The following is a 24329-nucleotide window of genomic DNA, read 5'->3' as shown; positions in this document are numbered from 1 at the left end:
GTCCTCAGGGCGTCCCCGTGTCACCGAGCGCGTCGCGCAGCTGCGCCCGGTTGGTGATGCCCAGTTTCGGATACGTCTGGTAGAGGTGGAAGCCGATGGTGCGGGCGGAGAGCAGCAGCCGCTCCCCTATCTGCCGGTTGGTGAGCCCCGTGGCCGCCAGCCGGGCGATCTGCAATTGCTGGGGCGTGAGCCGTTCGATCCCCCGCGAGGCACCGTCGCCCCCGCGGACGGTGACACCGCAGGCCCGCAGCTCGGCGGAGGTCCGCTCCTCCCACGGCCGCGCGTTCAGCTGTTCGAAGACGGTGAGTGCCCGGGACAGCTCCGTACGAGCCTCTCCCGTACGCCGTCTGCGCCGCAGCCACTGCCCGTACTCGAGCTGGACGACCGCCCGCTCGAAGGGCCATTGCTCCGCCGCGGGGTCGCCGAGCGCGGCCTCGAACAGCTCCGCCGCCCGCTCGTCGTCGGCGAGGACGGCCTCGGCACGGCGGGTGTGCAGCAGCAGCCGGGGGGACATCCGGCCGTCCAGCCGCCGCCGCGCCGCGGCGAGCACTTCCGCCGCGTCCTGCCGCTTGCCGACCCGCACGGCCGCCGCGGCGAGATCGCCGAGCGCGTAGTAGGACGCGTGGTAGTGCACGGGGTTCGGCTCGGGTCCCACGGTGAACAGTCCGCGCAGCAGTTCGTACTCCAGCGGGTGATTGCCTTCCAATGCGGCCACGAGCGCGCGGACCCAGCGTGCGCGGACCCAGAGGGCGCGGCCCTGGGCCGGGTCCACCCCGGCCACGGCCCGGTCGATCATCTCCCTGGCCTCGCCGGCCTGGCCGCGCAGCGCCAGCAGGGCCGAGGTGACGTACATCGCGGCGCGGCCCGCCATGTCGAGGCCGTTCTCGGCGGCGACCCGCCGGGCGTCCTCGGCGCAGGACCAGGCGGCCTCCCAGGCGCCGGCCTCGAACTGGGCCAGTGCCAGCGCCTGCCCGAGGGTGGCGTTGGAACCGGCCGTGGTCACGGCGTTGAGCTGTTCCATCGCCTCGCCGAGCAGCCGGACCGCGACGGTGGTGTCGTCCAGGATCCAGGCGCCGGCTCCCAGCACGGTCAGCCGCTCGGCGTCCCGCTCGGACCGCGCCAGGCAGTCCCGGAGGAACGCGAGCAGTCCCGCGCGGTCCCCGTGGGGGTCGCAGCAGGCGCGGGTCCACAGCTGTTCGTGGTCGTTCCCCACGTCGACGGGGATGCGCGCCAGGAGCCGGAGCATGTGCTGCCGGTAGGTCTCGTCGCCGGTGTTGTAGGCGATGATGGCGGCGTGCCCGAGGGCGACCAGTGCCGATTCCGGCGCCCGGTCCGCCGTCTCGTCCGCCAGTGGCAGCAGGTGGGACAGCGCGGCCTTCTGCCGGGTGGTGGCGGCGAGCGCCCAGCCGGTCCACAGGGTGGCCGACCGGAGCATCGCCTCGTCGTCGGTCGCCGCCGCGACCCTGCCCGCCAGCTTCTCCACCCACAGGGGTTCACCCGCGTTCATCGCCAGGTCGCAGGCGTCCAGCAGCCGCCGGGCCCGTGCCTGACCGTCCGGGCTCAGTTCCGCGGCCCGTTCCAGGGCCGCGGCGGCCACCCGGTAGCCGCCGCGTCGCCGTGCGCGTCCCGCCGTCCGCACCAGTGCCGCCGCGATGTCCTCGTCGGGGGCCAGGGTGGCGGCGGCCCGGTGCCAGGCCTGCCGGTCGGGGTCGTCGCTCAGCAGGTCGGCGAGTGCCAGGTGCGCCTGCCGGCGTTCGCCGAAGGAGGCCGAGCCGTAGACGGCCGACCGCACCAGCGGGTGCCGGAAGACGACGCGCCCGCTCTCCACCCGCACCAGGCCGGCCCCCTCCGCCGCCGACCACGCGTCCGGCCCTCCGGACGCGGAGGCGGCCAGGAGGGCGGCCGGCATGTCCGGGGCGTCCGCGGCGGCCGCGTACAACAGGAACCGGCGGGTCTGCGGAGACAGCCCTGCCAGCCGCTCGGCGAACACGCTCTCCAGGCGTTCGGTGAGCGGCAGGGCGCCGGCCGGTCCGACCAGCCGGGGTGACGGGACCCCCGCGCCGGCGCGGGCCAGTTCCACCAGCGCCAGCGGATTGCCGTCGGCCTGCCGCAGGATGCGCTCGCGCAGCGGACCGCGCGGGGCGTGGGGCTGGGCGTCGAGCACCCGCTCGGCCGCCCGGTCGTCCAGTGGCCGTACCGGCAGGCGCGCGAAGTCCGTCCCGAACCGCCGGGGCGGGGTGTCGCCCCGTACGCCCAGCAGCAGGGTCACCGGCTCACCCGTCACCCGGCGAGCGACGAAGGCCAGCGCGTCCAGGGAGCAGGCGTCGGTCCACTGCGCGTCATCGGCGACGAGGAGCACCGGCCGCCGGGCGGCGGCGTCGGACAGCAGGGTGAGCGCGGCGAGGTTGATCAGGAGCCGCTCGGGCCGGTCGTCGGCCGCCCGCGGCGCGGTCTCGGCGCATCCGAAGGCGCCCAGCAGCGCGCGGCGTTGGGCGTCCGGCAGGCCGGCCGCCTCCGGCAGCAGGGGGGTCAGCATCTGGTGCAGCGCGGCGAAGGCGATCTCCCGCTCCCCTTCGTGTCCGGTGCACCGCAGTACGCGTCTGCCGTGCGCGGCGGCCTCCTGGGCCGCCGCGTCGAGGAGGGTGCTCTTGCCGGTCCCGGCCTCCCCGAGGAGGGCCAGGGTCGGGGGGCCCTCCCGCCGGGAAGTGAGGACGAAGTCGCGCAGACGGGACAGTTCGGCATCACGGCCGCATATCTCCGTCATCGGCGGGGCCTGCTCGCCGCCGGTCACCATGGCTCCTCCCAGCCGCGTCCCGGAGGACTCGAAGATCATTCGGGGCACGACACTATCAAGTCGTTTCTTGCGTCTTTCTACCGTTTCGCACCTTTCGGCACCTAGGAGGGAAAGCCCCGGTGCCCCTCGGGCGGCCCGGAGCGCCGGTTCGGGGCCTTCCGGGTGGGCGGCAGGCCAGTCAGGTGACCTGTACGGCTGCTGTCCGGCCGACCCGTATCCGCACTTGAGGCGCTTGTGCCCGGCAGACGGAGAGGGTCCCGCCCTGGGCGTGGTGAGCAAGGCGCGCCGGCGGCGCGGGGACCCCGGGACGGCGATCGGGGACCGCCCGCGCGCCATCGAACTCGCTCCGGCGCCAGGGCCGTGCAAGCGGAGCGGCGGAGGACCTGCCGCTCCTCCGTGACCTGCGCCTGGAAGCCGGCGCCCCGGATGCGGCACGCCGCGCGTGACACGGGGTGCTGGAACTGACGTACGGTCTTGCAGTCGCCGGTCTCCGCCATGGCCCGGGACGGCCGGCCCGGACGCCCTGCTGACAGAGACCGGGGCCCCACCGAGGTCGGTCCGCGCGCGTGGCGGAGCGAGGACCGGCCGACCCCGCCTCAGCCGCCGCCCAGCCTGGTGCCCTTGGTCTCGGTGACCGCGAAGGCGACGAAGAAGGCCGAGACCAGGGCGAAGGCGGCGTAGATCACGTAGCCGGCCGACAGGTTCCACTCGGAGAGCGCCGGGAACGACTCGCTCACCGCCCAGTTGGCGATCCAGTTGAAGGCCGTGGCCACCGAGATCGCCGCCGCGCGGATGCGCAGCGGGAACATCTCGCCCACCATGACCCACAGCACCACGCCCCAGGACGCCGCGAAGAAGAACACGAAGGTGTGCGCGGCGACGAGCGCGACGCCTGCCTGAAGGTCCGGAAGGCCGATGTCGTCGCCGCTGCCGGTCGTGCCGGAGAAGGCCCACGCCGCGAGCGCGAGGGAGACGGCCATGCCCAGGGAGCCGGCCAAGGCCAGTGGCCGGCGGCCCACCCGGTCGATGAGCAGCATGGCGACGACCGTGCCCACGATGTTGACGATGGACGTGGAGAGGCTGATCAGCAGCGACCCGGACTGGTCGATGCCGACGGACTGCCACAGCACGGACGAGTAGTAGAAGATCACGTTGATGCCGACCAACTGCTGGAAGACCGCGAGGCCGATGCCGGCCCACACCACCGGCAGCAGTCCGGCGCGTCCGCCGAACAGGTCACGGACACGGGGCTTGTGGGTGTCGCGCAGCGAGCGGGCGATCTCGGCCAGCCGGGCGTCCGCGTCGCTGCCGGGGCCCTCGATGTCCCGCACCGCCCGTCCGGCCTCCGCGAGCCGGCCCCGGGCGACGAGGTGGTGCGGGGACTCGGGGATGCGGGTGGACAGGACGAAGTACAGGACCGCGGGGACGAAAGCCGCGAGCAGCATCCACTGCCAGGCGCCGAGGGGACCGAGCGCGCCCTCGCTGCGCCCGTCGGCGCCCTGGGCGATGGCCCAGTTGACGAGCTGGGAGGCCGTGATGCCGAGAACGATGGCGGCCTGCTGGAAGGAGGCGAGGCGGCCCCGGTACTCCGGTGGCGCGACCTCCGCGATGTAGGTGGGCCCGATCAGGGAGGCCAGGCCGATGGCGATGCCTCCCCCGAAACGCCAGGCGCCGAGGTCCCAGGCGGAGAACGGCAGGGCGGAGCCGACGGCCGAGACGGCGAAGAGGACGGCGGCCATCCGCATGACCCGGAGGCGTCCGACGCGCTCGGCCAGCCGGCCCGCGACGGCCGCGCCCAGCGCCGAGCCGAGGAGGGCCACGGCGACGATGGTGCCGGTCCGTCCGGCGCCCACGCCGAAGTGGTGCTGGATGCCGGTGACCGCACCGTTGATGACGGCACTGTCGTAACCGAACAGGAAGCCGCCGAGGGCGGCCACGGCGGCGATGAACATGACGCGGCCCAGTCGCGGGGCGGGCGGTGCCGCGGCCGTGACCGGCGGCGGAGGAGAGGAGAGCATGGGTGAAGAGCCTTTCGCTCAGGAGAGGGGAGCCGGCGTCGGCGGTGGGACGCGGACGGCGTCCGGGCTCCCAGCCTGGGCGATCCGCGATTCGTCGGAATCCGTCACATGACTGCGAAGCGGCCACCGCGCCCTGCCGGGGCACACGGCCGGGACGCACCCCCGTGGGGCTCCGCGTCGCACGTGCGCCGGCCACGGAGGGGCAGTCGTCCAACCGATGCGCCCGGAATCCTCACCCCGAGGATGGCGTCTGTCGTCAGCACACCGAAAGGCGGAGTTCGCATGGGCACACAGGAGTCGGGAGACGGACACGGGAGGAGGAAGCTGCCGGGCCGGCCGTGAGCGCGGCGCCCGCCGGGCTCACACGTGTGACTTTTTCAGGAACATGCCACGTATCATCGGGGTGTTACGTCGTAGGACAGATGGCAGGTACGCATCGGTCGCCTAGGGTGCGATCGTCCGGAGACGGCACCGACACCGGCGTCCCCGGTCACGCGATCACTCGGCCATGTCAACAACGCGGTGAGGGGCAGATGAACACGAACTTCGCACACCCCTGGCGGCCGGCGCACCCACGATCTGGCGACGCGTCGCCGCTGACACTCACCTTGACGGCCGATGACACCGACGCCGCGGAGGGTGCCGCGGCGTTCCTCTCGACCGTCAAGGGTGTGCGGCTGGTGGCTTGGGCGGACCGGGGTGACGCGCGCGTCGCCGTCGTGTTCGCCGACGCGGCCGGAGACCAGGCCCTGCGCCTCGTCGGCGAGGCCGCCGGCGACCCGGGCCGGCCGGTCCTGCTGGTGGTGGGCTCCATCGACGAGGACACGCTCTGGCGTGCGGTCTCCCTCGGCGTCACCGGAGTGCTGCTGCGGGACCGGCTCCGCCCCGCTCAGCTGGTGCAGGCCGTGTGGAGCGCGCTGCGCGGCGAGCCGCCGATGTCCCCCTCTCTCGTCTACACGCTGCTGGAGCGCATGCGGGCGGTCCAGGAACAGTGCGCGCGGGCCGCCGGGCTGTCGCCCCGTGAGGTGAGCGTGCTGCGCATGCTGGCGGAGGGCATGACCACGTCGGAGGTGGCCAGGCGGCTCAACTACTCCGAACGGACCATCAAGAACGTGCTGCACGACGTCATCACGCGGTTCGGCCTGCGCAACCGCACGCAGGCCGTGGCGTACGCGATCCGCAGCGGTGTGGTCTGACCCGGGGGCCGCTCACCGGCGCGCACCGCCTCCCGCAGCGGTGAGGGCGGGGCGCCGTTCCCGTCATCCGTCCGGTCCGGTGCGACGCCGGGCGGCTCCCGGAGGGCAGTCCGCATGACATGAACGCGCGAGTACGGCAGCGATGCCGGGGCCGGCGTGTGCGACGCCCCGGGAAGGCGCGATGTCCGACACCGAAGACGCGGGCGCGTTCCTCGGCCCGGGCGTCGGCAAGAGCACCCATCACGGCCACGGGCCCATCCTGGCCCGGAAGAAGGTCTTCGCCACGCAACTGCCCGACAGCGAGCCGAAGCCGCGGGCCGTTCTCGACAAGCTGACCGTGAATTTCGAAACCGTGCTGGTGTGAGTGGGCCGGCCCGCCTCGATCACCCTGCGCTCGCTGGAACTGACCGGTGTGATCACCGCCGAGTTGCGAGCCATGCCGATCAGGAATACCCCGATCGAAGATCCGCATAACGTTCATGCGCCTCACCGACACACCGGAAGGGTGCGGCATAATTCGACGAGCGATGCCCGAAATTCCGGGAAAGCCGCTCACCCCTCGACCGGCGGAGAAAGATGACAATACATTTACACGCGCCCGCGCGTCCGCTCGGGCTCCGGCGCGAGAATCATTCGATCGCCCTTCCGAACGGAATCGAGATACTGACCGGGCGGGCGACCGTGGATGATTTCCCATCCGTGAATTCACTCCATCACAGAATGACCCTGGATTCCCTCTACAGCCGCTATCAGAGTGCTCGGCGGGAGCTGACGGAAGCGGACTGGCGGCATTTCACGGGAGCGCGCCGCGGAATGACCTGGGTCACCCGTCCGGCAGCGGACCGCGGTACCGTCATAGCGGTCACCCAGGTCATGTTCGCCGGGGACCAGGGAATCGGAGAACTGAGCATACTGGTGGACGACACCTGGCAGAGCCGCGGCCTGGGGACGGAACTCGCGCGCCATGCCCTTTCCCAGGCCCGTCTGCACGGCCTTCGCGCGGTCACGGTGATGACCGGCCGGGACAACAACCGTATGATCCGGATCTGCCGTTCTTTCGGTGGCCGCATCACGGGAGCGAATTCACATGTGGTGGATTTCTCCCTGCCGGTGGACTGAACGCGCCGGGCGCCCGGGGTGCTACGGCCGTGGGGTCGTCTGATCGTCGGAGGGTCCGGTGCCGGGTCCTGGTTCGGGCCCGGATTCTGGTCCTGGTCCTGGTCCTGGTCCTGGTCCGGCCTGGGGCGACGGTGTCGAGCGCCGGGCGTCGGCGCGGCGGTCGGTGGCCGTCGCGGTGGCGGCCAGCGAGCCGAGCAGGCCGAGCGAGCGAGCCGACGGCGAGCCCGGCTCCGCGTGGTAGATGACGAGGAGTTGATCGTCGGTGCCGGTGACGGCGAGTTTCTCGCGGTAGAGGTCGAGGTCGCCCACGTCGGGGTGGTGCAGACGGCTGACCGTCTCCTCCCGCCGGCGCACGTCGTGGCGCGCCCAGAGCTGGCTGAAGTACTCGCTCTTCAGGGAGAGTTCCCCGACGAGCGCGGCCAGGCGGGGGTCGTCCGTGTCGGCGCCGGTGGCGGCACGCAGTTGGGCGACCACCGCGGCGGTCGCCTGGGGCCAGTCCCGGTAGAGCCGCTGTTCCCTGGCGTCGAGGAAGGCCGCGCGCAGCCTGTTGACTCCCGCCACGAGATTGGGCGACAGCGCGCCGGCCATGACGTTCGCGGCGAGCACGTCGAGGTACTTGCCCTGCACGAACGCGGGCATCTGCAGTTCGCCGAGGAGATGCAGGATGCCGACCGGAACCTTCTCCGTCACCGGGCGCGGGCTCCTGCTGGGCCGGGGGTGACCCAGGCCGAGCAGGTGGGCGGTGCCGTCGGCGTCGAGTCGCAGGACCCGGGCCAGCGCCTCAAGGACCTGTACCGACGGGTTGCGGTCGCGGCCCTGCTCCAGGCGCAGGTAGTAGTCCGAGCTGATGCCCGCCAGCATGGCGACCTCCTCCCGGCGCAGACCCGGCACCCGACGCAGGCCGCGCGGGTTGATACCGACGTCCTCGGGCCTGACCCGCTGCCGGCGTGCGCGCAGGAAATCGCCGAGCGCGTTGGTGTTCTTCATACCTTCGACGGTAACCGCCACGACTGGGGGTGTGACTGGTCCTGTCATCCCCAGGAACAGTGGGGTACTGGCCCCCGTGCCACCGGCGCCGCAGTATCTCCAGTGCCAGGCCACCACGGCACACCCCGCCGGCCGGCCTGGCGGCAACGACGGCAAGGAAAGGCGTGACATGACGACCTCTGTTCTCCCCGGCGGTGCTCTGCCGCTCGCGGACGGCCTCACCCTCAGCCGCATGGGCTACGGCGCCATGCAGTTGGCCGGTCCCGGCGTCTTCGGCCCTCCCAAGGACCGGGACCAGGCCCTCGCCGTCCTGCGCGAGGCGGTCGAGCTGGGCATCACCCACATCGACACCAGCGACTTCTACGGCCCCGCGGTCGTCAACGAGCTGATCAAGGAGGCTCTGCACCCCTACGCGGCCGATCTGCACATCGTCACCAAGGTCGGGGCCCGCCGCGGCGACGACGGCTCGTGGATACCCTCCCTGGACCCCGAGGACCTCAAGGCCCAGGTCCGCGAGAACCTCCAGCACCTCGGCCTGGAGACGCTGGACGTCGTCAATCTGCGTCTGGGCTCCGTCGAGGGCACCAGTGACGAGTCCATCGCCGACCAGTTCGGGGCGCTGGCCGAACTGCGCCGGCAGGGTCTGATCCGGCACCTCGGTCTCAGTGGCGTCTCGGACGCCCAGCTCACCGAGGCGCAGACCATCGCGCCGGTCGTCACCGTGCAGAACCTGTACAACCTCGCCAACCGCGCGGACGACGCCCTGGTCGAGCGGTGCGCGGCCGAGAACATCGCCTACGCCTCGTTCTTCCCGCTGGGCGGCTTCAGCCCGCTGCAGTCCGAGACCCTCACCAGGGTCGCCGCCCGCCTGGGCGCCTCGGCGCAGCAGGTCGCCCTGAGCTGGCTGCTCCAGCGTTCCGCGACCACCGTGCTGATCCCCGGTACGTCCTCCGTCGCCCACCTGCGCGAGAACGTCGCCGCGGCCGATCTGGTCCTGCCCGCCGACGCGGTCGCCGAGCTGGACACCATCGGCGAGTAGCCGGGCGACACCGGACGCCCCCCGCCGCCTCGGGGGCACCGCCGGCCACCCCGCTGTCCGGCGCCCCCGGTGGCGGGGCGCCGGGCGGCGGTCGCCTGTGCACCGGGGACACCGGGCACCGGTACGCCGCCGGGTGGGCCGCCCTCCGCTCTGCCCGGCTTGTCCACGCGGCGGATCGCCGGTTCCCACCCGGGCGAGGCGAGGACCGACGCGAAGGACGCCGCGGTGACCGCGGACGCCGCCCGGACCAGCCGCACACCCTGCGCTCGCTTCAGCTGACCGGCGAGATCACCGCCGAACCGACCGTGCTGGCCGGCTTCGGCCAGGACCTCGCAGCCGAGGCCACCCGCACCTCCGACCGGACACGCGGCCTGCTCACCCAGTTCCACCCCGGCCTGGAACACGTCCTGGGCCCGCGCCCGGACCAACCCGCCGTGACCTGGCTGCCGGAACGCTACGGAGCCCCAGCCGCCCCGCGGGAAGCCGGACACCGCAAGCCGGCTGAGGTGATCCGGCCCAAGGCTCCACGCATGGCCCGCCGACTGATCGACGAGGTGTTCGACGCGCTCGACGAGCAGACCGTGGTCGTCCCGGGCACCGGCGCCCTCGATCTCGTGACCGCGTCCCTGGCCCGTTCGCTCACGGCCGTCCACGCTCAGCGCCGAGCCCTGGAAGCGCAGATCGGCCAGCTGCTGGAGGCTCACCCTCTTGCCCGGTCCATACCTCGATCCCGGGGGTCGCGGTCAGGACCGCCGCCACCTCGCTGGTCACCGTCGGCGACGGCACCGGCTTCCCCACCGCTGCCCACCCGGCCTCCTACGCCGGCGCCGCCCCGACCACCCAGTCGTCGGGGACCTCGGTCCACGGCGCACACGCACCCCTCGGCTGCAACCGGCAACCGAAACGCGCGATGTCCCTGTCGGCGTTCGCCGCAGTGCGCGACCCCCGCCTCCCGCACCTACTACGACCGGTGCCGGGCCCGCGGGAGAACCCACACCCAGGCACTGCTCCGCCCGGCCCGCCGGCGGATCAACGTGCCGTTCGCGATGCTCCGCGACGGCATGTCCCACGAACCCACGACCCCACGTCTCGCTTGACGAAAGACGTGGAGGCCCCCGGGACGAGGGAGGGCTCCGGGACCGGAGCGGACGCGCCTCACCCCGTGTTCGGGCCGCTCAGCGTGTCCAGCGCGTCCCGCAGCGCGGCGCGGGCGGTGACGCCCAGTTTGGGGAAGACCCGGTACAGGTGCGCGCCGACCGTCCGGGGCGAGATGTTCATCTGCCGGCCGATCTCCTTGTTGGACAGTCCGCTCGCCGCGAGTTCGGCGATCCGGTACTCCTGCGCACTGAGCTGCGCGGCGCCGCCCTCGCCCGGCACGCGAGTGACGACGCCGGCCGCGCGCAGCTCGTTGCGGGCCCGCTGCGCCCAGAGCGGGGCCTTCATCCGCTCGAATGCCTCCTGTGCCGCACTCAGATGGGTACGGGCGGCCTTGTGCTCCCTCCGGCGGCGGAGCCACTCGCCGTAGAGCAGGTGGATGCGCGCGTACTCGAAGGCCCACAGGGCGGCGTCGGGTACGGCGAGGGCGGCCCGGTAGAGCTTGTCGGCCCGGTCCTCCGGCGCGGCGACGGCGGCCGCCGCGGCGAGGATCACCTCGTGATGGGGAGAGATCAGGTCGAGCCGGGCACGCTGCCCGGCCTCCACGTGGGCCTGCGCCTCTTCGACGCGCCCGGTGCGCACCGCGGCCTCGACGAGATCGAGGAACACCCGCTGCACGTGCGGGTAGTGCGCGGGCAGTTCTCCCGGCGGGGTGAGCAGCGCCGCCTGCCGGTACGCCTCCTCGAAGTCGCCGCGGCCGATCGCGATCCGGGCTCGGGTCTCACGCAGGGAGGTCACCATCAGCATGAACCGGCGCGGCACCGCCCATGCGGCGATCTCGTCGCTCAGCTCGTTCAGTGCCTCCTCGTCACCGCGCCCGGCCGCCACCGACGCCATGCCGTACTTGAACAGGACGTGGGTGAAGTTGTAGCCGTGTTCCGCGGCGTCGCTGGTCCCCTCGGCCGCGATGGCGAGCTGGGTGTCCCACTCCCCGCGCATGTAGGCGTCGTGGGCACGCGCCAGGAGCACGAACCGGTGCCCGTCGTAGGCCGCCTGGCCCACGAAGTCCCGCCACACCGCGTCGTAGTAGCTGAAGCAGTCCAGGTAGAGCGCGGTGTAGATGAGCCAGTTGACGCGCCAGAACGGGGTGTGGGGCGGCAGCTCGGCCGTGGCCACGTCCAGCCGGGCCCGCACGTCGTGCGCGGTGCGTGCCGGGTCGGCGACACAGTCGAAGCACATGCGCGCGGTCTCGGACACACGGTCCAGCACCTGGTACACCGAGGGCCACAGGTCGGGGCGGCCCGCCCAGACCGCGCAGTTCAGCAGGACGTAGAAGGCGTCGTCGTACGCCGCCACGTCCTCGGGCGAGGCGCTCATCGGCGCCGACTCCATCACCGGGACGAGGGTCCGGAAGACCCCGTCGCTGTCCCCGTCGCGGTGGAAGAGGACGTAGGCCGCGGCCGCGGCGCCGCGCAGGGATTCCGCGGCCCCTGAGCCGGCCAGCTCGTGGGCCGTCTCCAGCAGCCCGCCCTTGCTCGCCGCGAAGGCTGCCTCGTCCAGGCGGCGGGCGCGGTCGGCCTGGTCCGGGCTCAGCTCCGCGGCCCGCCGGAAGGCGGCGGCCGCCTCGGCGGCGCCGCCTCGTGCGAGGGCCAGCTCGGCTGCTCCGGTGAGTTCCGCTGCGACGGCCTCGTCGGGGTCCTCCGCCGCGTGGGCCAGGTGCCAGGCTCGGCGTTCGGGCTCCCTCTCCAACGTCGCCGCGAGCGCCTCGTGCGCGGACCTGCGGTGTCGGCCCGGCGACATGTGCACCAGGCAGGAACGGGCGAGCGGATGGCGGAAGGTGACGTGGTCCGCGAGGTGGTCGACGCGCACCAGCCCGGTGTGCTCGCTCGCCTCCAGCAGGCCGTCGTCCCACTCCTGGCCGGCCCGTTCCGCCGCCGTGCGGATCTCGCGCAGGTTGCCGGGGCGCTGGCCGTCCAGCGCGACCAGGAGCAGGGCGAACCGCGTCGACGCGTCGAGGAGCCGGATGCGGTCGGCGAAGACGCTCTCCAGCCGGCTGCTCAGCGGCAGGTTCGTGGGCAGGGCCTCGTCACCGTCGCGTTGGGCCGGCGTGAGCTGCCCCGGCAGCTCGACCAGCGCCAGCGGGTTGCCCCCGGCCTCGTCCAGCAGCCGGCGCCGGGTCGGGTCGGAGAGCCCCGGGTGGCTGGTGTCCAGGAGGAGCTGGGCGTCCTGCGCCGCCAGCGGTCCCACCGTGAGGACCGGCAGTCCCGTCGGGTCCAGGAAGCCGTTCCAGCCGCTGCGGGCGGCCAGGACGAACGAAGCCCGGCAGCCGTTCAACCGCCGCGTCAGGAAGGTCAGTACCTCCGCGCTGGACCGGTCGATCCAGTGCACGTCGTCCACCACGACGAACAGGGGTTGACGGTCGGCCGCGTGTTGGAGGAGGGACAGTGCCGCGGCGGAGATCGCGAAGCGGCCGGGCGCCGAACCCTCGCGGATGGACAAAACCTGCTCCAGGGTGACGCCCTGGTACTCGGGCAGCTCCGGAAGGTGGCCGAGAAGCGGGTACAGCAGTTGGTGCAGCGCCGAGAAGGCCAACTCACGTTCGGTCTCGACCCCCACCACCCGCAGTACCCGTGCTCCCGCGCTCCGGGCACGCGCGGCGACGGCGTCCAGCAGCACGGTCTTGCCGGCCCCCGGATCGCCCTGGAGCAGGAGAGCCGTCCCTGTCTCACCGGCCTCGGCCAGGACAGCCTCCAGGCGCTCCAGCTCGGACGCGCGTCCCACCAACGTCAGCGACAAGGTTCCTCCCCATGGTGAGCGGACGCCCTCGCGGGCGTCCGTGGATGAAGCAACGGGCTGGAACCGGGCGTCCGCCGGTGTGGTGGACGGAGCGGGACCGGCCGCTCAGTCCAGGAACTCCAGAACCTCTGCGGCGAAGTCCTTGTGGTGCTGGAAGAGAAACCCGTGCCCGGAATCAGGATAGATGTGTACGTGGGCCTTCGGGAGCATACCTGTGAGCACGTGTGAAAGGTGAGGGGGTGTGACCAGGTCGCTGTCACCGCCGGTCACCAGCACCGGCCGGTGGATCGCCCGCAGCCGCTGCAGCGCGTCGTGATCGGGAATGCCCCACTCGACCACGGCTTCGTACTGTGCTTCCCGGGCCTCCCTGCTGACGGGCAGGTCGCGGTCGCGGGTACGCTCGATGTAGCGGCCGAAGAACTCCAGGCCACTGCGCTGGCTGGTCTCGGTGTGGTTGAAGAAGGTGTACAGGTAGCCCTGGACGCCGAGGTGGTCGGAGTGGACGTGGGCGACGATGTCGTCGCTCCAGCCGTGGGTGCCCGCGGCACCGCGCGGGGCGGTGGCGGCGAGCACCAGCCGGCGCAGGAGACCGGGGCGGATCAGGGCGATTTCCTGGGCCACGAAGCCGCCCATCGAGTGCCCCAGCAGGTCCACCCGTTCCAGCCCGAGCGCGGTCAGGAAGCTGAGGGCGTCGACGGCCATCTCCCGGACGGTTCTGGGGGTGCGGCCGGTGCTCAGGCCGATGCCCGTGTTGTCGAACGTGATGACGTCGCGCCGGGCGGCCAGGAGGTCGACGAGCGCGGGGTCCCAGCTCTCCAAGGTGCCGCGGAAGTGCTGGAGCAGCACGAGGGGAGGCCGGTTGGAGGGGCCGTACCGCCGGTAGGCGTAGCTGACTCCGTTGGCGGCGTGTACTACTCGGTTCGGCACATCGATGTACATCTGGGTTCCTTCGGCAGGCGTGCGGGCGGAGTTCTCGGTCACGCGGACGCGTCGAGTGTGACCGGCGGGTCCACCCCGGCCATCAGCCATTTGACCGTACGTCGGCCAGGAACCTGGCCGCGTCACCTACGAGCCGCCGGGGCCGCGACGACCCGGTACCTTCTCGCTCGGAACGGACGGCCAAGAGGGCGCCGCACGGTAGGGTCGCCCGGCTGAAGCTGCGTGCCCGCTCGCCAGCGGTCGCCCACGCCGTTCGCAGGGGCATTCTCTGGCACCGCCGCCGGGCGGCGAAGATGTTCCGGCTGAGACACCCGAGCCGACGCCCCGGCCGACCAACGTTTCTTGGGAACTATGCTGCTGATGTGTTCGATGATCCCCCTGTCACAGTGTCCCGTCACACCCCGCCGACCGTCCTGCGGACCACCCTGCGGACCTCACGCGGTGACTTCGCCGCGCTGGAGAGCGCCCCCGCGGCGGAAGTGCGCGGCACCGCGATGCTGTTGCCCGGCTACACCAAGGGCAAGGACGACTTCCTCGCTCTGCTGCCGTACCTGCGGGACGCCGGTTACCGTGCCGTCGCGGTCGACGGCCGCGGACAGGACGAGACCGCCGGTCCCGCCGACGAGGCGGCCTACCGGTACGACGCCCTCGCCGCGGATGTCCTGGCCCAGGCGGAGGCCGTCGGCACACGTGTGCATCTGGTGGGACACTCCATGGGCGGGCAGGTCGCCCGGGCGGCGGTCCTGAGGAACGCTCGGCCCTTCCTGTCCCTGACGCTGCTGTCCTCCGGGCCTGGACACGTCGGTGAGGGGCGGCGGCTCCAGATCGAGCTGCTCACCGGGGCGCTCGCCACCATGACGATGGAACAGGTCTGGGAGGCGATGCGGAAGCTGCGTCCGTCGACGGCGTCGGAGCCGGAGTTGGAGGTCCAGCGCGCACGCTGGCTGCGCACCAACCCCATCCACCTGCTGGTCGCCGGACGGGAGTTGCTCGGCGAGCCGGACCGGACCGCACAGCTCGCGGCACTGACGGAGCTGCCCACACACATGCTGTACGGCGACCAGGACGACACCTGGGCGCCGGACCTGCTGGCGGACACGGCCCACCGGCTGGGCGCCCGGCACACCGTGATGACGGACACCCGGCACTCGCCGCACGTGGAACGGGCCGCCCGCACGGCGGCGGAGCTGACGCGGTTCTGGGACGGCCTCCGGCAGACGCCCGCCTCGGGCCGGTAGGGCCTGTCGTCCGCATCAGCCGCGGACGCGGGCTCGGCCCGGGCGGTGGCGCCCCGTCCCACCGCCGGCGGACAGGGTCAGGCCGCCCCGCCGATGACCTCCCAGTCCTCTGCCCGGGCTTCCTCGAAGACGGCCCGCAGCCCGGCCGGGGGCGGGGTGATCCTGCGCTCGCGGACGCCGAGCCACGCGCCCAGGCAGTGCACGACGGCGGCCCTGCCCCCGTTCTCGCGGGTCACGGTGTGCCGGGTGCGCCAGCGCGCACCGTCCTCGCTGAGCCCGATGACCTCGCACGAGACGGTGACGCGCTCGGCGAGGAAGACCTCGTTCAGATAGGCCGCCTCCTCGCCGAGGAGTACCGCGGCGATGCCTTCCTTCTGCAGGGCACGGGCGTCCCAGCCCAGTTCCATGAGGAAATGGAGACGGGTATTACTCGCGTACTCCAGGTACCGCGTATTCCGCAGATGACCGTTGAAGTCCGCATCGTCCCAACGGACCTGGTAGGACTTGCAGTAGGTATTCGACATCAGAATTGATCCGCCTCCTACGGATGGGACGACACCGCACACCTTCACCGGTTGCGACCAGGAACTCATTCCGCAGGCCGGCCGGCGGTAATGTCGCCGTGGTGGCACACGGACGGGCCAGGCCGAATGCGGAGGATATAGGAAGAGAACTGACGTGCAGCCGACGGCAGTCGCCGCGCGCCGAGCGGTCGGCTGCGGAGCGCTGCGAACCCTACCACGCTCCCGAGCCGCCTCCTGGGACGGCTTTGCGCCTCCCCCGGTCCTCGTCCGACGTATTCCCGGCTCCGAACGGCTCCCTTCTCCCCGCCCGGAGTCGGGCGAGTGGGGTAGAGCTTGGACCGGATCGTTCGCACGAAGGCATGCTTTTGCCATGGCAATGCCCTTCCCTGAGATGGACGACCGCCCCGAGGAACTCGGCGCCGTCGCGGCGTGAACGACTCGACGGCGGCCCATTCGCCCTGGCCGCAGGCTATTCGACCCGCGAGGCGGTCTCCGCGGGTAAGGCGGTGCTCCACCTGGTCCGGTACGCCGGGGCCTGGGGCGCGCCCCGCTGCCCTACGGGACGAGCGCGTTCGGCGCATCAGTCCTGGCCCTCGCTCCGCGGGGGTGAGGTGTTCCACGGTGCCCCGTCTCAGGAACACCGAGCAGCGCACGTAGGCACACATGTGTCTCGGTTACCGTTACCGTTGATGTACGGCTCTCCCAGGGGAGGTTGTCAGCCTGCCCCCGGCTCAGTGGCCGGGAGAACCCCACTGACGTGCGGTGCCTTGCACCGAGAGGAAACACCTATGCAAGACGCTCTGCGTGACGACGACATCGTCCGCCTCCACGACGACGTGTATCTGGTCTCGGGGAGCAACACCAACTGGGTCATCGTCAAGGACGGTGCCGACGTGACCCTGATCGACACCGGTTACCCGGGCGACCACGGCCGGTTGCTCGCCTCGCTGGCAGCCGTCGGCGTGAACCCGGGCGACGTGCGCGCCGTCCTGATCACCCACGCCCACAACGACCACCTGGGGGCGGCCGAGCGCCTGCGGTCCGCCCACGGGACACCCGTGCTGATGCACGAGGAGGAAGTGCCGCACGCCCGGCGCGACTTCCTGCACCAGGTGTCCGTCGGCCAGGTGCTCGCGCGGGTGTGGCGCCCCGGAGTGCTGCCCTGGGCCGTGCACGCCATCAGGGCGGGCGGAACCGCGCACGTTCCGGTCGCCGACCCCCGGCCCTTCCCCGCTCCGGGGCCGCTGGACCTGCCCGGCGGCCCGGTACCGGTCCACACACCGGGCCACACCCTCGGTCACAGCGCCTACCACCTGCCCGGCAGCGGCATACTGGTCAGCGGCGACGCGCTGGTCACCGCCCACCCCACGGCTCGGGGCGGGGGCCCTCAGCTGCTGCCCGGCATGTTCCACACCGACCGTGACCGGGCCCTCGAATCCCTGTCCGTGCTCGAAGGGGTCGACGCTGACGTCGTCCTGCCGGGGCACGGCCCCGTGCACCACGGCTCGGTGCAGGAGGCCGTCGCCCAGGCCCGTGAACGGGCCGGCGGGTGACGTCCGCGGGGCCGTCCCCGCTGCGGATCGCCTCCGGGACGACACTCCCGGACAGGCACACATCCAGTCGAAGTCTCCAGCAGCCGAGGACACACGCATGGAGCGCGAACAGCAGATCCTGAGCAGGATCTCGGAGATGGTCGCCGCCGAACAACGACTGCGGGAGTCCCTGCGGGCCGGCGTGACCGACATGACCGAGGAGCACCAGCGGCTCGGTGCCCTGGAACGCGAACTCGACCGGCGCTGGGACCTGTTGCGGCAGCGTCGGGCCAAGGCGGAGTTCGGGCAGGGCCCGGACGAGGCGCGAGTCAGGCCGGTGTCCCAGGTGGAGGGCTACGCGTCCTGAAGGCGCCACCGCCTCCGGCCCCCCGCGCCGGGGGGCAAGAACGAGGCCACAAACATTCCACAACGGCCCGCGATGCTGGTGACGTGGGCCGGACATGAGTCTGCGGTCCGCTCGGCGTACCACACGGTCCGTTCCGGACGGCGCCCACCGCCGACCCTCCCGGTGCGTCACCACCGCCCGGTCGTCGACGAAGAGTCCCTGGAAGCACGGAGTTCAGCCATGGCCACGTACCGCGCCGTCGAGGTCGCCCCGGACGGCGGCCTCCGCCCCACCGAACGTGAACTGGTCCCGCCGGCACCGGGCCGGGTCCGTATCCGAGTCGAGGCCTGCGGCATCTGCCACAGCGATTCGGTGGCCGTCCGTCCGCACGGCTCCGACGAGCCGGGCCGGGTGCCCGGCCACGAGGCGGTCGGTCGCATCGACGCCCTGGGGGACGGGGTCACCGGGTGGGAGATCGGGGACCGGGTCGGGGTCGGCTTCCTCGGCGGGCACTGTGGGATGTGCGGCCCCTGCCGGGCCGGCGACTTCGTCGGCTGCGCCGACCAGCCGTACACCGGCGTCCATGTCGACGGCGGTTACGCAGAGGCCATGTACGTCCGCCAGACGGGCCTGGTGTCGGTGCCCGAGACCATGAGTGCCCTGCGGGTCGCCCCGCTGCTGTGCGCCGGCTTCACGGTCTACAACGCCCTGACGCAGAACGCGCTGACGCCCGGCGGAGCACTCCCCGGCGATCTCGTCGCCGTCCAGGGGATCGGTGGCCTGGGGCATCTCGCGGTGCAGTACGCCCGCGGCCTCGCCCTGCGGGTGGTGGCCGTCGCACGCGGCGCCGGCAAGGAGGACCTGGCTCTGCGGCTCGGGGCGCACCACTACGTGGACAGCACGAGCGGCGACACCGCGGCACGGCTGACCCAGCTGGGCGGTGCCCGGCTGGCGCTGGCCACCGCGGCGGCCGGCGACATGAGCCCACTGCTCGACGGGCTCGCCCACGGAGGCAGGCTGGTGGTCGTGGGCGTCTCCGAGGAACCGATCTCGGTGACCCCGTACCAGCTGGTCTTCAAGGGCGTCCAGGTACTCGGTTCCCTCACGGGCACCCCGGCCGCCAACGAGCGGAACCTGGCCTTCGCGGAGGCCCACGACGTGGCGCCCATGGTCGAGCAGGCACCGCTCCTCGACGCCGCGTCGGCGTACGACCGGATGATGCGCGGTGGCGCCCGCTTCCGCATGGTCCTCACCACCTGACCCCCTCGCGACGCCCTCCCCGGGGTACGGCGCTCCTCCCTCCCCACCCCCGGCACCACCACAGCAGAACCCGCCTCTCCGGGCCGTCCGTTGCCCAGCGGACGGCCGCCCGGACGAACCAGGAGTCACCCGTGTCCGCATCCCCCTGCCTCGCCGGCCCGGCCGAGACCCGTCATACCGGCGGACCGGGGGGCGAGCGCTTCGCCTACCGCCGCTCCGGCCGCGCCGGGACCACCCCTCTCGTCACCCACCCGCGGCCGCGGGGCACCATGGACCACTGGGACCCCAAGCTGCCGGACCTGCCGGCCGCCGAGCGCGAGGTCGTTGTCTTCGACAGCCACGGCCTGACCGCCTCGACCGGCACCCCGGTCGGCGCCATCGAGGAAATGGCCGAGGGGTCACTGGCCTTCATCCGCTCCCTCGAGCTGACCGGACTCGACGTGCTGGGCCGGTCGCTGGGCGGCACCGTCGCGCAGGGCGTCGCGCTCGCCGCCCCCGGCCGGGTGCCCCGGCTCATGGTCGCCGGCAGCTCCGCCGGCGGAGCGCCCTGCCTCCCGGCACCCCCGACCCGTGGCCGGCAGACCGTGGGCAAGCCGGTCAACGACGACGGAACCTTCCTCCACCTCCTCTTCCCCGAGGCGGAGGAGGCACGGGCCGCCGGCCTGGCATCGCTCCGCCGGCTCGGCCATCGGCTGAAGACGTCCGGCGCCGTGATCGGACCCGACGCGGTGCGCGGCCAGTCGCAGACGATCGGCACCTTCAAGGGATTCGGGGAGCGTCAGGAGGAGTTCACCCTGCCCGCCCTGGTCGCCCTGGTCGCCAACGGCGCCCACGGCGCCCACGGCGTCATGATCCACTCCTACCCGGCCTACGCGATGTCCCAGCGGCCGCCCAACGCAAAGGTGATCCTCCCCAGCGACGCGGGACACGGCTTCCCCTGCCGGCACCCGGAGGACTTCGCCCACGAGGTCAGTCGGTTCCTGCCCTGATCCCGGCCGCCGCGCGCGGGCCTGGTCTCCCCTCCCCGCGCGGTACCCCGACGTCCGCCGGCCGCGGCGGCGGTCCGTCCGCCGCGGCCCCCGTCCACCCACGCCACTTCACCATGCACGAGGTTCTCATGGCCACGGCCGAACAAAAGCCCTACGCGGATCTGGACCCCCGATGGCTGCGCGCCTTCCTGGCCGTGGCCCGCGAGCGTCACTTCGGGCGCGCCGCGGCCCGGTTGTCGATCGGCCAGCCCTCGCTGAGCCGTCATGTGCAGCAGCTCGAACGCGCCCTGGGCGTCCAGTTGTTCCACCGCACCCCGCACGGCGTGCTGCTGACCGAGGTCGGGCGTCTGATCCGGCCGGAGGCGGAGGGCGTACTGGCCCTCAGCTCCCACCTTGTGCGCACCGCCCGGACGTACACCGGCCGGTCCCGTTCCACCCTGACCGTCGCGGCTCCGCTGCCGAGCCCCGCGGGGGGCCTGCTCTCCGAAGCCATCCGCCGGTTCCGCGGTGACCGCGGCGGCCCCGAACAGCCGCAGATCGCGGTGATCGACCTCGTCGACGAGGAGCAGACGGGCGCCCTGGCCCAGCGCCGGGTGGACGCCGTACTCACCTGGGGCCGGCCGGGCCACGCCGCCTTCGCGGGTGAGGCGCTGGTGGAAGAGCCCGTGGACGCGATCTTCGCCGCGCGCCACTCCCTGGCCGCGACCCCGCAGGTGACCGTGTCCGCCCTGGCCGACGAGCCGCTGCTGTTTCCCGTACGGGAGCGACGCCACTGCTGGACCCTGCTCCGGGACGCGGCGGAGGCCGCCCGTACGGAACTCGACCCGGTGCCCACCTCGCCCGCGGCCGTCCTCGACCTGGTGGCCAGCGGACTGGGCTGTTCGGCGGTTCCCCGTTCCCTGCGGCTGAGTGCCTCTCCGGAGCTGGCGTTCGTACCCCTGAGGGGGCTGTCCGCCCGTATGAGCGTGGTGTGGCGCCAGACGGACCGCTCCCCCGCGGTCACCGCGTTCGTCGCCGCCTGCCGGTCCGCCGCGGTGGCCCTGACCGGCGCACGCCCCGACATCTGGTCGGCGCCCCGTCCCCTGCCGGCGCACGCGCACCGCAGCGCGTAGCACCAGGTCACGGTCCGGTATCCGGCACGCGCCGGACGGCGGCGGCGCGGCGCTCAGCCGTGCTGGGCCCGGATCATCTCCGCCGCCCGTTCCGCCACGGCCAGGACGGTGGGGTTGGGGTTGGCGGCGGGGATCGAGGGCATGACGGAGGCGTCCACCACGCGCAGCCCCTCCACCCCGTGGACCCGCAGCCGGGTGTCGGTCACCGCCGTCTCGGCGCTGCCCATCCTGCAGGTGCCCACCGGGTGGAAGTAGGTGGTGGCTCCCCGCTCCCTGAGGAAGGTCCGCAGCCGGCCGGGGTCGTCCAGCGAGCGGCCGGGGATCGCCTCCTGCCCGCGCCAGGGGTCCATGGGTGCGGCGCTGTTGATGTCCCGCGCCATGAGGAGGGCAGTGAGCATCGTCTCCAGGTCGCGTTCGTCGGACAGCAGACCGGGGTCGATCGCCGGGGCGACGGACGGGTCGGCCGAGAGCAGCGTGACGGAGCCGCGGCTGTGGGGGGCTGTCGCGCTGAACCCGAGGGCGTAACCCTGGCCTCCCGGCAGCGCCAGTGCGACATCCATGAAGAACAGCTGCACGTCGGGGTAGGCGAGCGAGGGGTCGGTGCGGGTGACGCCGACGACCTCGATGTGGTTGTTCTGACCGGTGGGCATGTCACGGCCGGCCGAGAAGAAGGCGAGCCCGAGCGGGTGGTCGGACAGGTTGGCCCCGACGCCGGGCAGGTCGGCCACCACGTCGATGCCGTGCCCGCGCAGGTGCGCGGCGGGACCCAGCCCGGACAGCATCATCAGGTGGGGGCTTCCGACCGCGCCAGCGCTGAGGATGACCTCGACGTCGGCCCGTGCGATGAGCGGGACGCCGTCGCGCAGATAGCGCACACCGGTGCAGCGGTTTCCGGAGAAGACGAGGCTCTGGGCCACCGCCTCGGTGACCACCGTCAGGTTGCCGCGGTCGAGGAACGGCCGCAGGTAGGCGTCCGCGGCCGACTGGCGGGCTCCGTCGACCACGGTCAGTTCCGTCCAGGTGACCCCTTCCGCCTCGGGGGCGTTGAGGTCGTCCGCGACCGGGAAGCCACGCGTGCGGAAGGCTTCGAAGCAGGCCTGGGCGGCCGGGTGCGGCGGGGCCGCCGGCCGCGGGCGCATCGGCCCGTCGGTCCCCCGGACGGCGGTGTCGCGGCCCTCGGTGTGCTCGGTGCGGCGGTAATACGGGAGCAGGTCGTCGAAACCCCAGCCCTCGGCGCCCTCTTTCTCCCAGAGGTCGATGGCGGCACGGTGCCCGCGCAGGTGCATCATGGCGTTGATGCCGCTGCTTCCGCCCAGCAGCCTCCCGCGCGGGTAGGCGATGGTCCGCCCGTTCAGGCCGGTCTGCGGGACCGTGGAGTGGCCCCAGTCCGCGTCGGTGCCGACCAGGGATCTCCAGGCGGCCGGTACGGTCGTCCGCTCCGGGCCGTGGGCGGGGCCCGCCTCGATGAGGAGGACGGTCGCGTCGGGGTGCTCGGACAGACGTGACGCGAGGACCGACCCGGCACTCCCCCCGCCGACGACCACGAAGTCGTAAGTGTTCATATGCGCAGGCTAACCACGTCACCGAGGGCGCGTCGGACGACGAGTGCCTGGTCAGGGCCTTGGCACGGCGCTGACACGGAGTTATGCCAACCTGGGGTCCCTCGATGTGCGGCACGCATGACGCGGCGGCACGCGGAAACGCGGGACGTGGCTCAGGGCCGCCCGACGCGGCGCGGGCGCGCCAAGGACCGGGTGCCTCAGGGCAGCAGGGCGCCCAGTGCGATGTCCAGGGACTTCATCGACGCCGTGGGGTCACCGGTGGCCTTGCCGCGCAGGGCACCGCCCTCGAAGGCGTCGATGAGGAAGGCGGCCAGGTCGCGGGCGGGCCGGTCCGACGTGATCTCACCGGCCCGCTGTCCCTGTTCGATCACCGTGTGGAGGATGGTCGTCCAGTCGTCGATGCTGTCGCGGACGGCGGAACGGACCTCGTCACCGGCGGTGGGCGTGTCACTGGCCATGGTGACCAGCAGGCATCCGTACTCGGTGCCGGTGGCGCGGGTCCGGTTCGCCTGCGCCGCGAAGTGCGCGCGCAGGCGCTCGGAGGCCGTGCCGGCGGTGTGGGTGTCGGTGGTGAGCATGCTGAAGTCCGTCGCGCCGCTGTAGCGGCGCACGATCTCGGCGGCGAGTTCCTGCTTGCTCTTGAAGTGGTTGTAGAAGGACCCCTTGGGGACGCCCGCGGCACTCGTGATGTCCTGCACACTGGCCCCGTTGAAGCCCCGCCGCCGGAACACCGTCTCCGCGTGTTCGACCAGCTTTCCCTTCACACTCACCTGAGGCATACATCCAATATGGCCGGTCTCCTTGGCAAAGTCAAAGGACCGCCGGGGCTTGTGTCGAACCGTTGGGCGCCCGCTCTCGTGTAAGGAATGTCGAGGTCATCGCGGCCGCGCGGCAGTACGGCAGGAGGATCGGGCAGGGCAGGCCCCGCGCCACCGGGCGGCGCGGACCGGGACGGGTCACGGGGCTGGTGGACGGGCGGGGACCTCCTGGGATGCCGGGTCGTCGGAGGGCGGGACACCGGCCCGTCCGCGCAGGGCGTGCAGCGCGTAGTGCTGACGGGACTTCACCGTCCCGGCCGGTACGCCGAGCAGCTGGGCGGTCTCCCGCACGGTGTACCCGTACAGATAGGTGTGGACGAGCACCTCACGGTGTTCCGGAGGCAGGCTGCGGAGCAGGGCGTCGGCCTGGACGCGGGCCAGTACCGCATCGGCGTGGTCGTGCTGGGCGACTTCCCCGGTGTCGTCCACCGTGGTCTCGTGACGGACACGGGCGCTGCGGGTGTGGTCGATGACCAGGTTGCGCGTCACCTTCAGCAGCCAGCCACGTGCCGACCCCTCACCCGAGCGGAGCTTGTCGGTGTGGACCCAGGCGCGGATCAGCGCCTCCTGGGCGATGTCCTCGGCCAGGTGCCGGTCGGTGAGCAGTCTCTCGGCATAGGAGACGAGTGCGGAACGGTGCTGTGTGACCAGGGTGTGCAGATACTGGTGTCGGCGGGGCGGCTGCGAGCGGTCTCGGCCCGAGGTTGTCGTCATATGTGTGATCTCTGCGTCGGGGGACCTGGTCCGGCCCTTCGCCGCGGCCGCGCGGAAGCCGCAGGGGGCACGGGGTGGCCCGGGATGGACAGGGCGCGAAAGACGCCGGGCAGGGGCGGGAGCCGGGTGCCGGGGCGACGATCGGCGGCGGGGTCCGGGCTCCTCGGTGGTCCGGACACTGATCTCATCTCACCAGGGGAGGTTCACCGCCGTCCAAGACCGTTTTCGAATCGGGCGATGCGGGCGGCGCA

The 24329-nt window shown here is 72.5% G+C and carries 18 protein-coding genes and 2 pseudogenes; 11 read left to right on the top strand and 9 right to left on the bottom strand.

What is annotated here, in order from left to right:
- Positions 1 to 4: 4 nt before the first annotated feature.
- Positions 5 to 2833 carry an ATP-binding protein gene (locus tag Sdagh_RS04475; RefSeq protein WP_226534686.1) on the bottom strand — a complete coding sequence of 943 codons (2829 nt, stop codon included), beginning with the start codon at positions 2831 to 2833 and terminating at the stop codon, positions 5 to 7.
- A gap of 557 nt (positions 2834 to 3390) precedes the next feature.
- Positions 3391 to 4812 carry a sugar porter family MFS transporter gene (locus tag Sdagh_RS04470; RefSeq protein ID WP_190077990.1) on the bottom strand — a complete coding sequence of 474 codons (1422 nt, stop codon included), beginning with the start codon at positions 4810 to 4812 and terminating at the stop codon, positions 3391 to 3393.
- 608 nt (positions 4813 to 5420) lie between these two features.
- Between Sdagh_RS04470 and Sdagh_RS04465 the strand changes: the two genes are divergently transcribed.
- The 3 genes and pseudogenes from Sdagh_RS04465 to Sdagh_RS04455 all read left to right on the top strand — a co-directional run bounded on the left by Sdagh_RS04465 (position 5421) and on the right by Sdagh_RS04455 (position 7127).
- Entirely contained in the window at positions 5421 to 6008 is a 588-nt protein-coding gene (locus Sdagh_RS04465) for a response regulator transcription factor (RefSeq protein ID WP_189421606.1), read from the top strand.
- A 181-nt stretch (positions 6009 to 6189) separates the two neighbouring features.
- Positions 6190 to 6369 (top strand): annotated as a pseudogene (locus Sdagh_RS04460) (IS110 family transposase); the annotation flags it as partial.
- Positions 6370 to 6728: 359 nt separating this feature from the next.
- On the top strand, positions 6729 to 7127 hold the full coding sequence (locus Sdagh_RS04455) for a GNAT family N-acetyltransferase (protein WP_189421604.1): 399 nt from the start codon (positions 6729 to 6731) through the stop codon (positions 7125 to 7127).
- A 21-nt stretch (positions 7128 to 7148) separates the two neighbouring features.
- Here Sdagh_RS04455 and Sdagh_RS04450 read toward each other — a convergent pair whose 3' ends face one another.
- A complete protein-coding gene (locus Sdagh_RS04450; protein WP_190077989.1) occupies positions 7149 to 8114 on the bottom strand; it encodes a helix-turn-helix domain-containing protein in 966 nt (321 codons plus the stop codon).
- Positions 8115 to 8283: 169 nt separating this feature from the next.
- Here Sdagh_RS04450 and Sdagh_RS04445 point away from each other — a divergent pair, with 169 nt between their 5' ends.
- Together Sdagh_RS04445 and Sdagh_RS04440 are read left to right on the top strand one after the other, a co-directional pair.
- A complete protein-coding gene (locus Sdagh_RS04445) occupies positions 8284 to 9153 on the top strand; it encodes an oxidoreductase (protein ID WP_189421602.1) in 870 nt (289 codons plus the stop codon).
- A 150-nt stretch (positions 9154 to 9303) separates the two neighbouring features.
- Positions 9304 to 10250, top strand: a pseudogene (locus Sdagh_RS04440) (IS110 family transposase); the annotation flags it as partial.
- Between the two features lie 58 nt (positions 10251 to 10308).
- Here the strand turns inward: Sdagh_RS04440 and Sdagh_RS04435 are convergent.
- Both Sdagh_RS04435 and Sdagh_RS04430 read right to left on the bottom strand, forming a co-directional pair.
- The gene (locus tag Sdagh_RS04435; protein WP_226534543.1) at positions 10309 to 13044 is read right to left on the bottom strand and encodes an AAA family ATPase; all 2736 of its coding nucleotides are present in this window, start codon (positions 13042 to 13044) and stop codon (positions 10309 to 10311) included.
- Positions 13045 to 13149: 105 nt separating this feature from the next.
- The gene (locus Sdagh_RS04430; RefSeq protein WP_189421601.1) at positions 13150 to 13983 is read right to left on the bottom strand and encodes an alpha/beta fold hydrolase; all 834 of its coding nucleotides are present in this window, start codon (positions 13981 to 13983) and stop codon (positions 13150 to 13152) included.
- A 386-nt stretch (positions 13984 to 14369) separates the two neighbouring features.
- Here Sdagh_RS04430 and Sdagh_RS04425 point away from each other — a divergent pair, with 386 nt between their 5' ends.
- Positions 14370 to 15221 (top strand): alpha/beta fold hydrolase, encoded by an 852-nt coding sequence (locus tag Sdagh_RS04425; protein WP_226534541.1) that lies wholly within the window; start codon positions 14370 to 14372, stop codon positions 15219 to 15221.
- Between the two features lie 77 nt (positions 15222 to 15298).
- On the opposite strand, the gene Sdagh_RS04420 is transcribed toward Sdagh_RS04425, so the two are convergent.
- Positions 15299 to 15745, bottom strand: a complete 447-nt coding sequence (locus Sdagh_RS04420) for an acyl-CoA thioesterase (protein ID WP_190077987.1) — start codon at positions 15743 to 15745, stop codon at positions 15299 to 15301.
- 788 nt (positions 15746 to 16533) lie between these two features.
- Here Sdagh_RS04420 and Sdagh_RS04415 point away from each other — a divergent pair.
- From Sdagh_RS04415 to Sdagh_RS04390, 5 genes are all read left to right on the top strand, one after another.
- Positions 16534 to 17298, top strand: coding sequence for an MBL fold metallo-hydrolase (locus tag Sdagh_RS04415; RefSeq protein ID WP_189421598.1), 765 nt, complete (start codon positions 16534 to 16536; stop codon positions 17296 to 17298).
- Between the two features lie 97 nt (positions 17299 to 17395).
- Complete coding sequence (locus Sdagh_RS04410) at positions 17396 to 17644, top strand: DUF2630 family protein (RefSeq protein ID WP_189421597.1); 249 nt, start codon at positions 17396 to 17398, stop codon at positions 17642 to 17644.
- Between the two features lie 219 nt (positions 17645 to 17863).
- On the top strand, positions 17864 to 18883 hold the full coding sequence (locus Sdagh_RS04405) for an alcohol dehydrogenase catalytic domain-containing protein (RefSeq protein ID WP_190077986.1): 1020 nt from the start codon (positions 17864 to 17866) through the stop codon (positions 18881 to 18883).
- Positions 18884 to 19014: 131 nt separating this feature from the next.
- Complete coding sequence (locus Sdagh_RS04400; RefSeq protein WP_189421595.1) at positions 19015 to 19872, top strand: alpha/beta fold hydrolase; 858 nt, start codon at positions 19015 to 19017, stop codon at positions 19870 to 19872.
- Positions 19873 to 19985: 113 nt separating this feature from the next.
- Positions 19986 to 20984, top strand: coding sequence for a LysR family transcriptional regulator (locus Sdagh_RS04390; protein WP_306884792.1), 999 nt, complete (start codon positions 19986 to 19988; stop codon positions 20982 to 20984).
- 53 nt (positions 20985 to 21037) lie between these two features.
- Here the strand turns inward: Sdagh_RS04390 and Sdagh_RS04385 are convergent, their stop codons facing one another.
- The 3 genes from Sdagh_RS04385 to Sdagh_RS04375 form a co-directional block, all read right to left on the bottom strand.
- Positions 21038 to 22546, bottom strand: a complete 1509-nt coding sequence (locus Sdagh_RS04385) for a GMC family oxidoreductase (protein WP_189421594.1) — start codon at positions 22544 to 22546, stop codon at positions 21038 to 21040.
- A gap of 197 nt (positions 22547 to 22743) precedes the next feature.
- Positions 22744 to 23325: a TetR/AcrR family transcriptional regulator gene (locus Sdagh_RS04380; protein ID WP_189421593.1), complete on the bottom strand. Its 582-nt coding sequence runs from the start codon at positions 23323 to 23325 to the stop codon at positions 22744 to 22746.
- A 177-nt stretch (positions 23326 to 23502) separates the two neighbouring features.
- Positions 23503 to 24078, bottom strand: coding sequence for a sigma-70 family RNA polymerase sigma factor (locus Sdagh_RS04375; protein ID WP_189421592.1), 576 nt, complete (start codon positions 24076 to 24078; stop codon positions 23503 to 23505).
- Positions 24079 to 24329: the final 251 nt, after the last annotated feature.

Origin of the sequence: Streptomyces daghestanicus (genome assembly GCF_020521275.1) — a bacterium.
Lineage (GTDB): Bacteria > Actinomycetota > Actinomycetes > Streptomycetales > Streptomycetaceae > Streptomyces > Streptomyces griseoviridis.
Note: the sequence above shows the minus strand (reverse complement) of the source record. Positions and strands in the feature narration are given on the sequence as shown.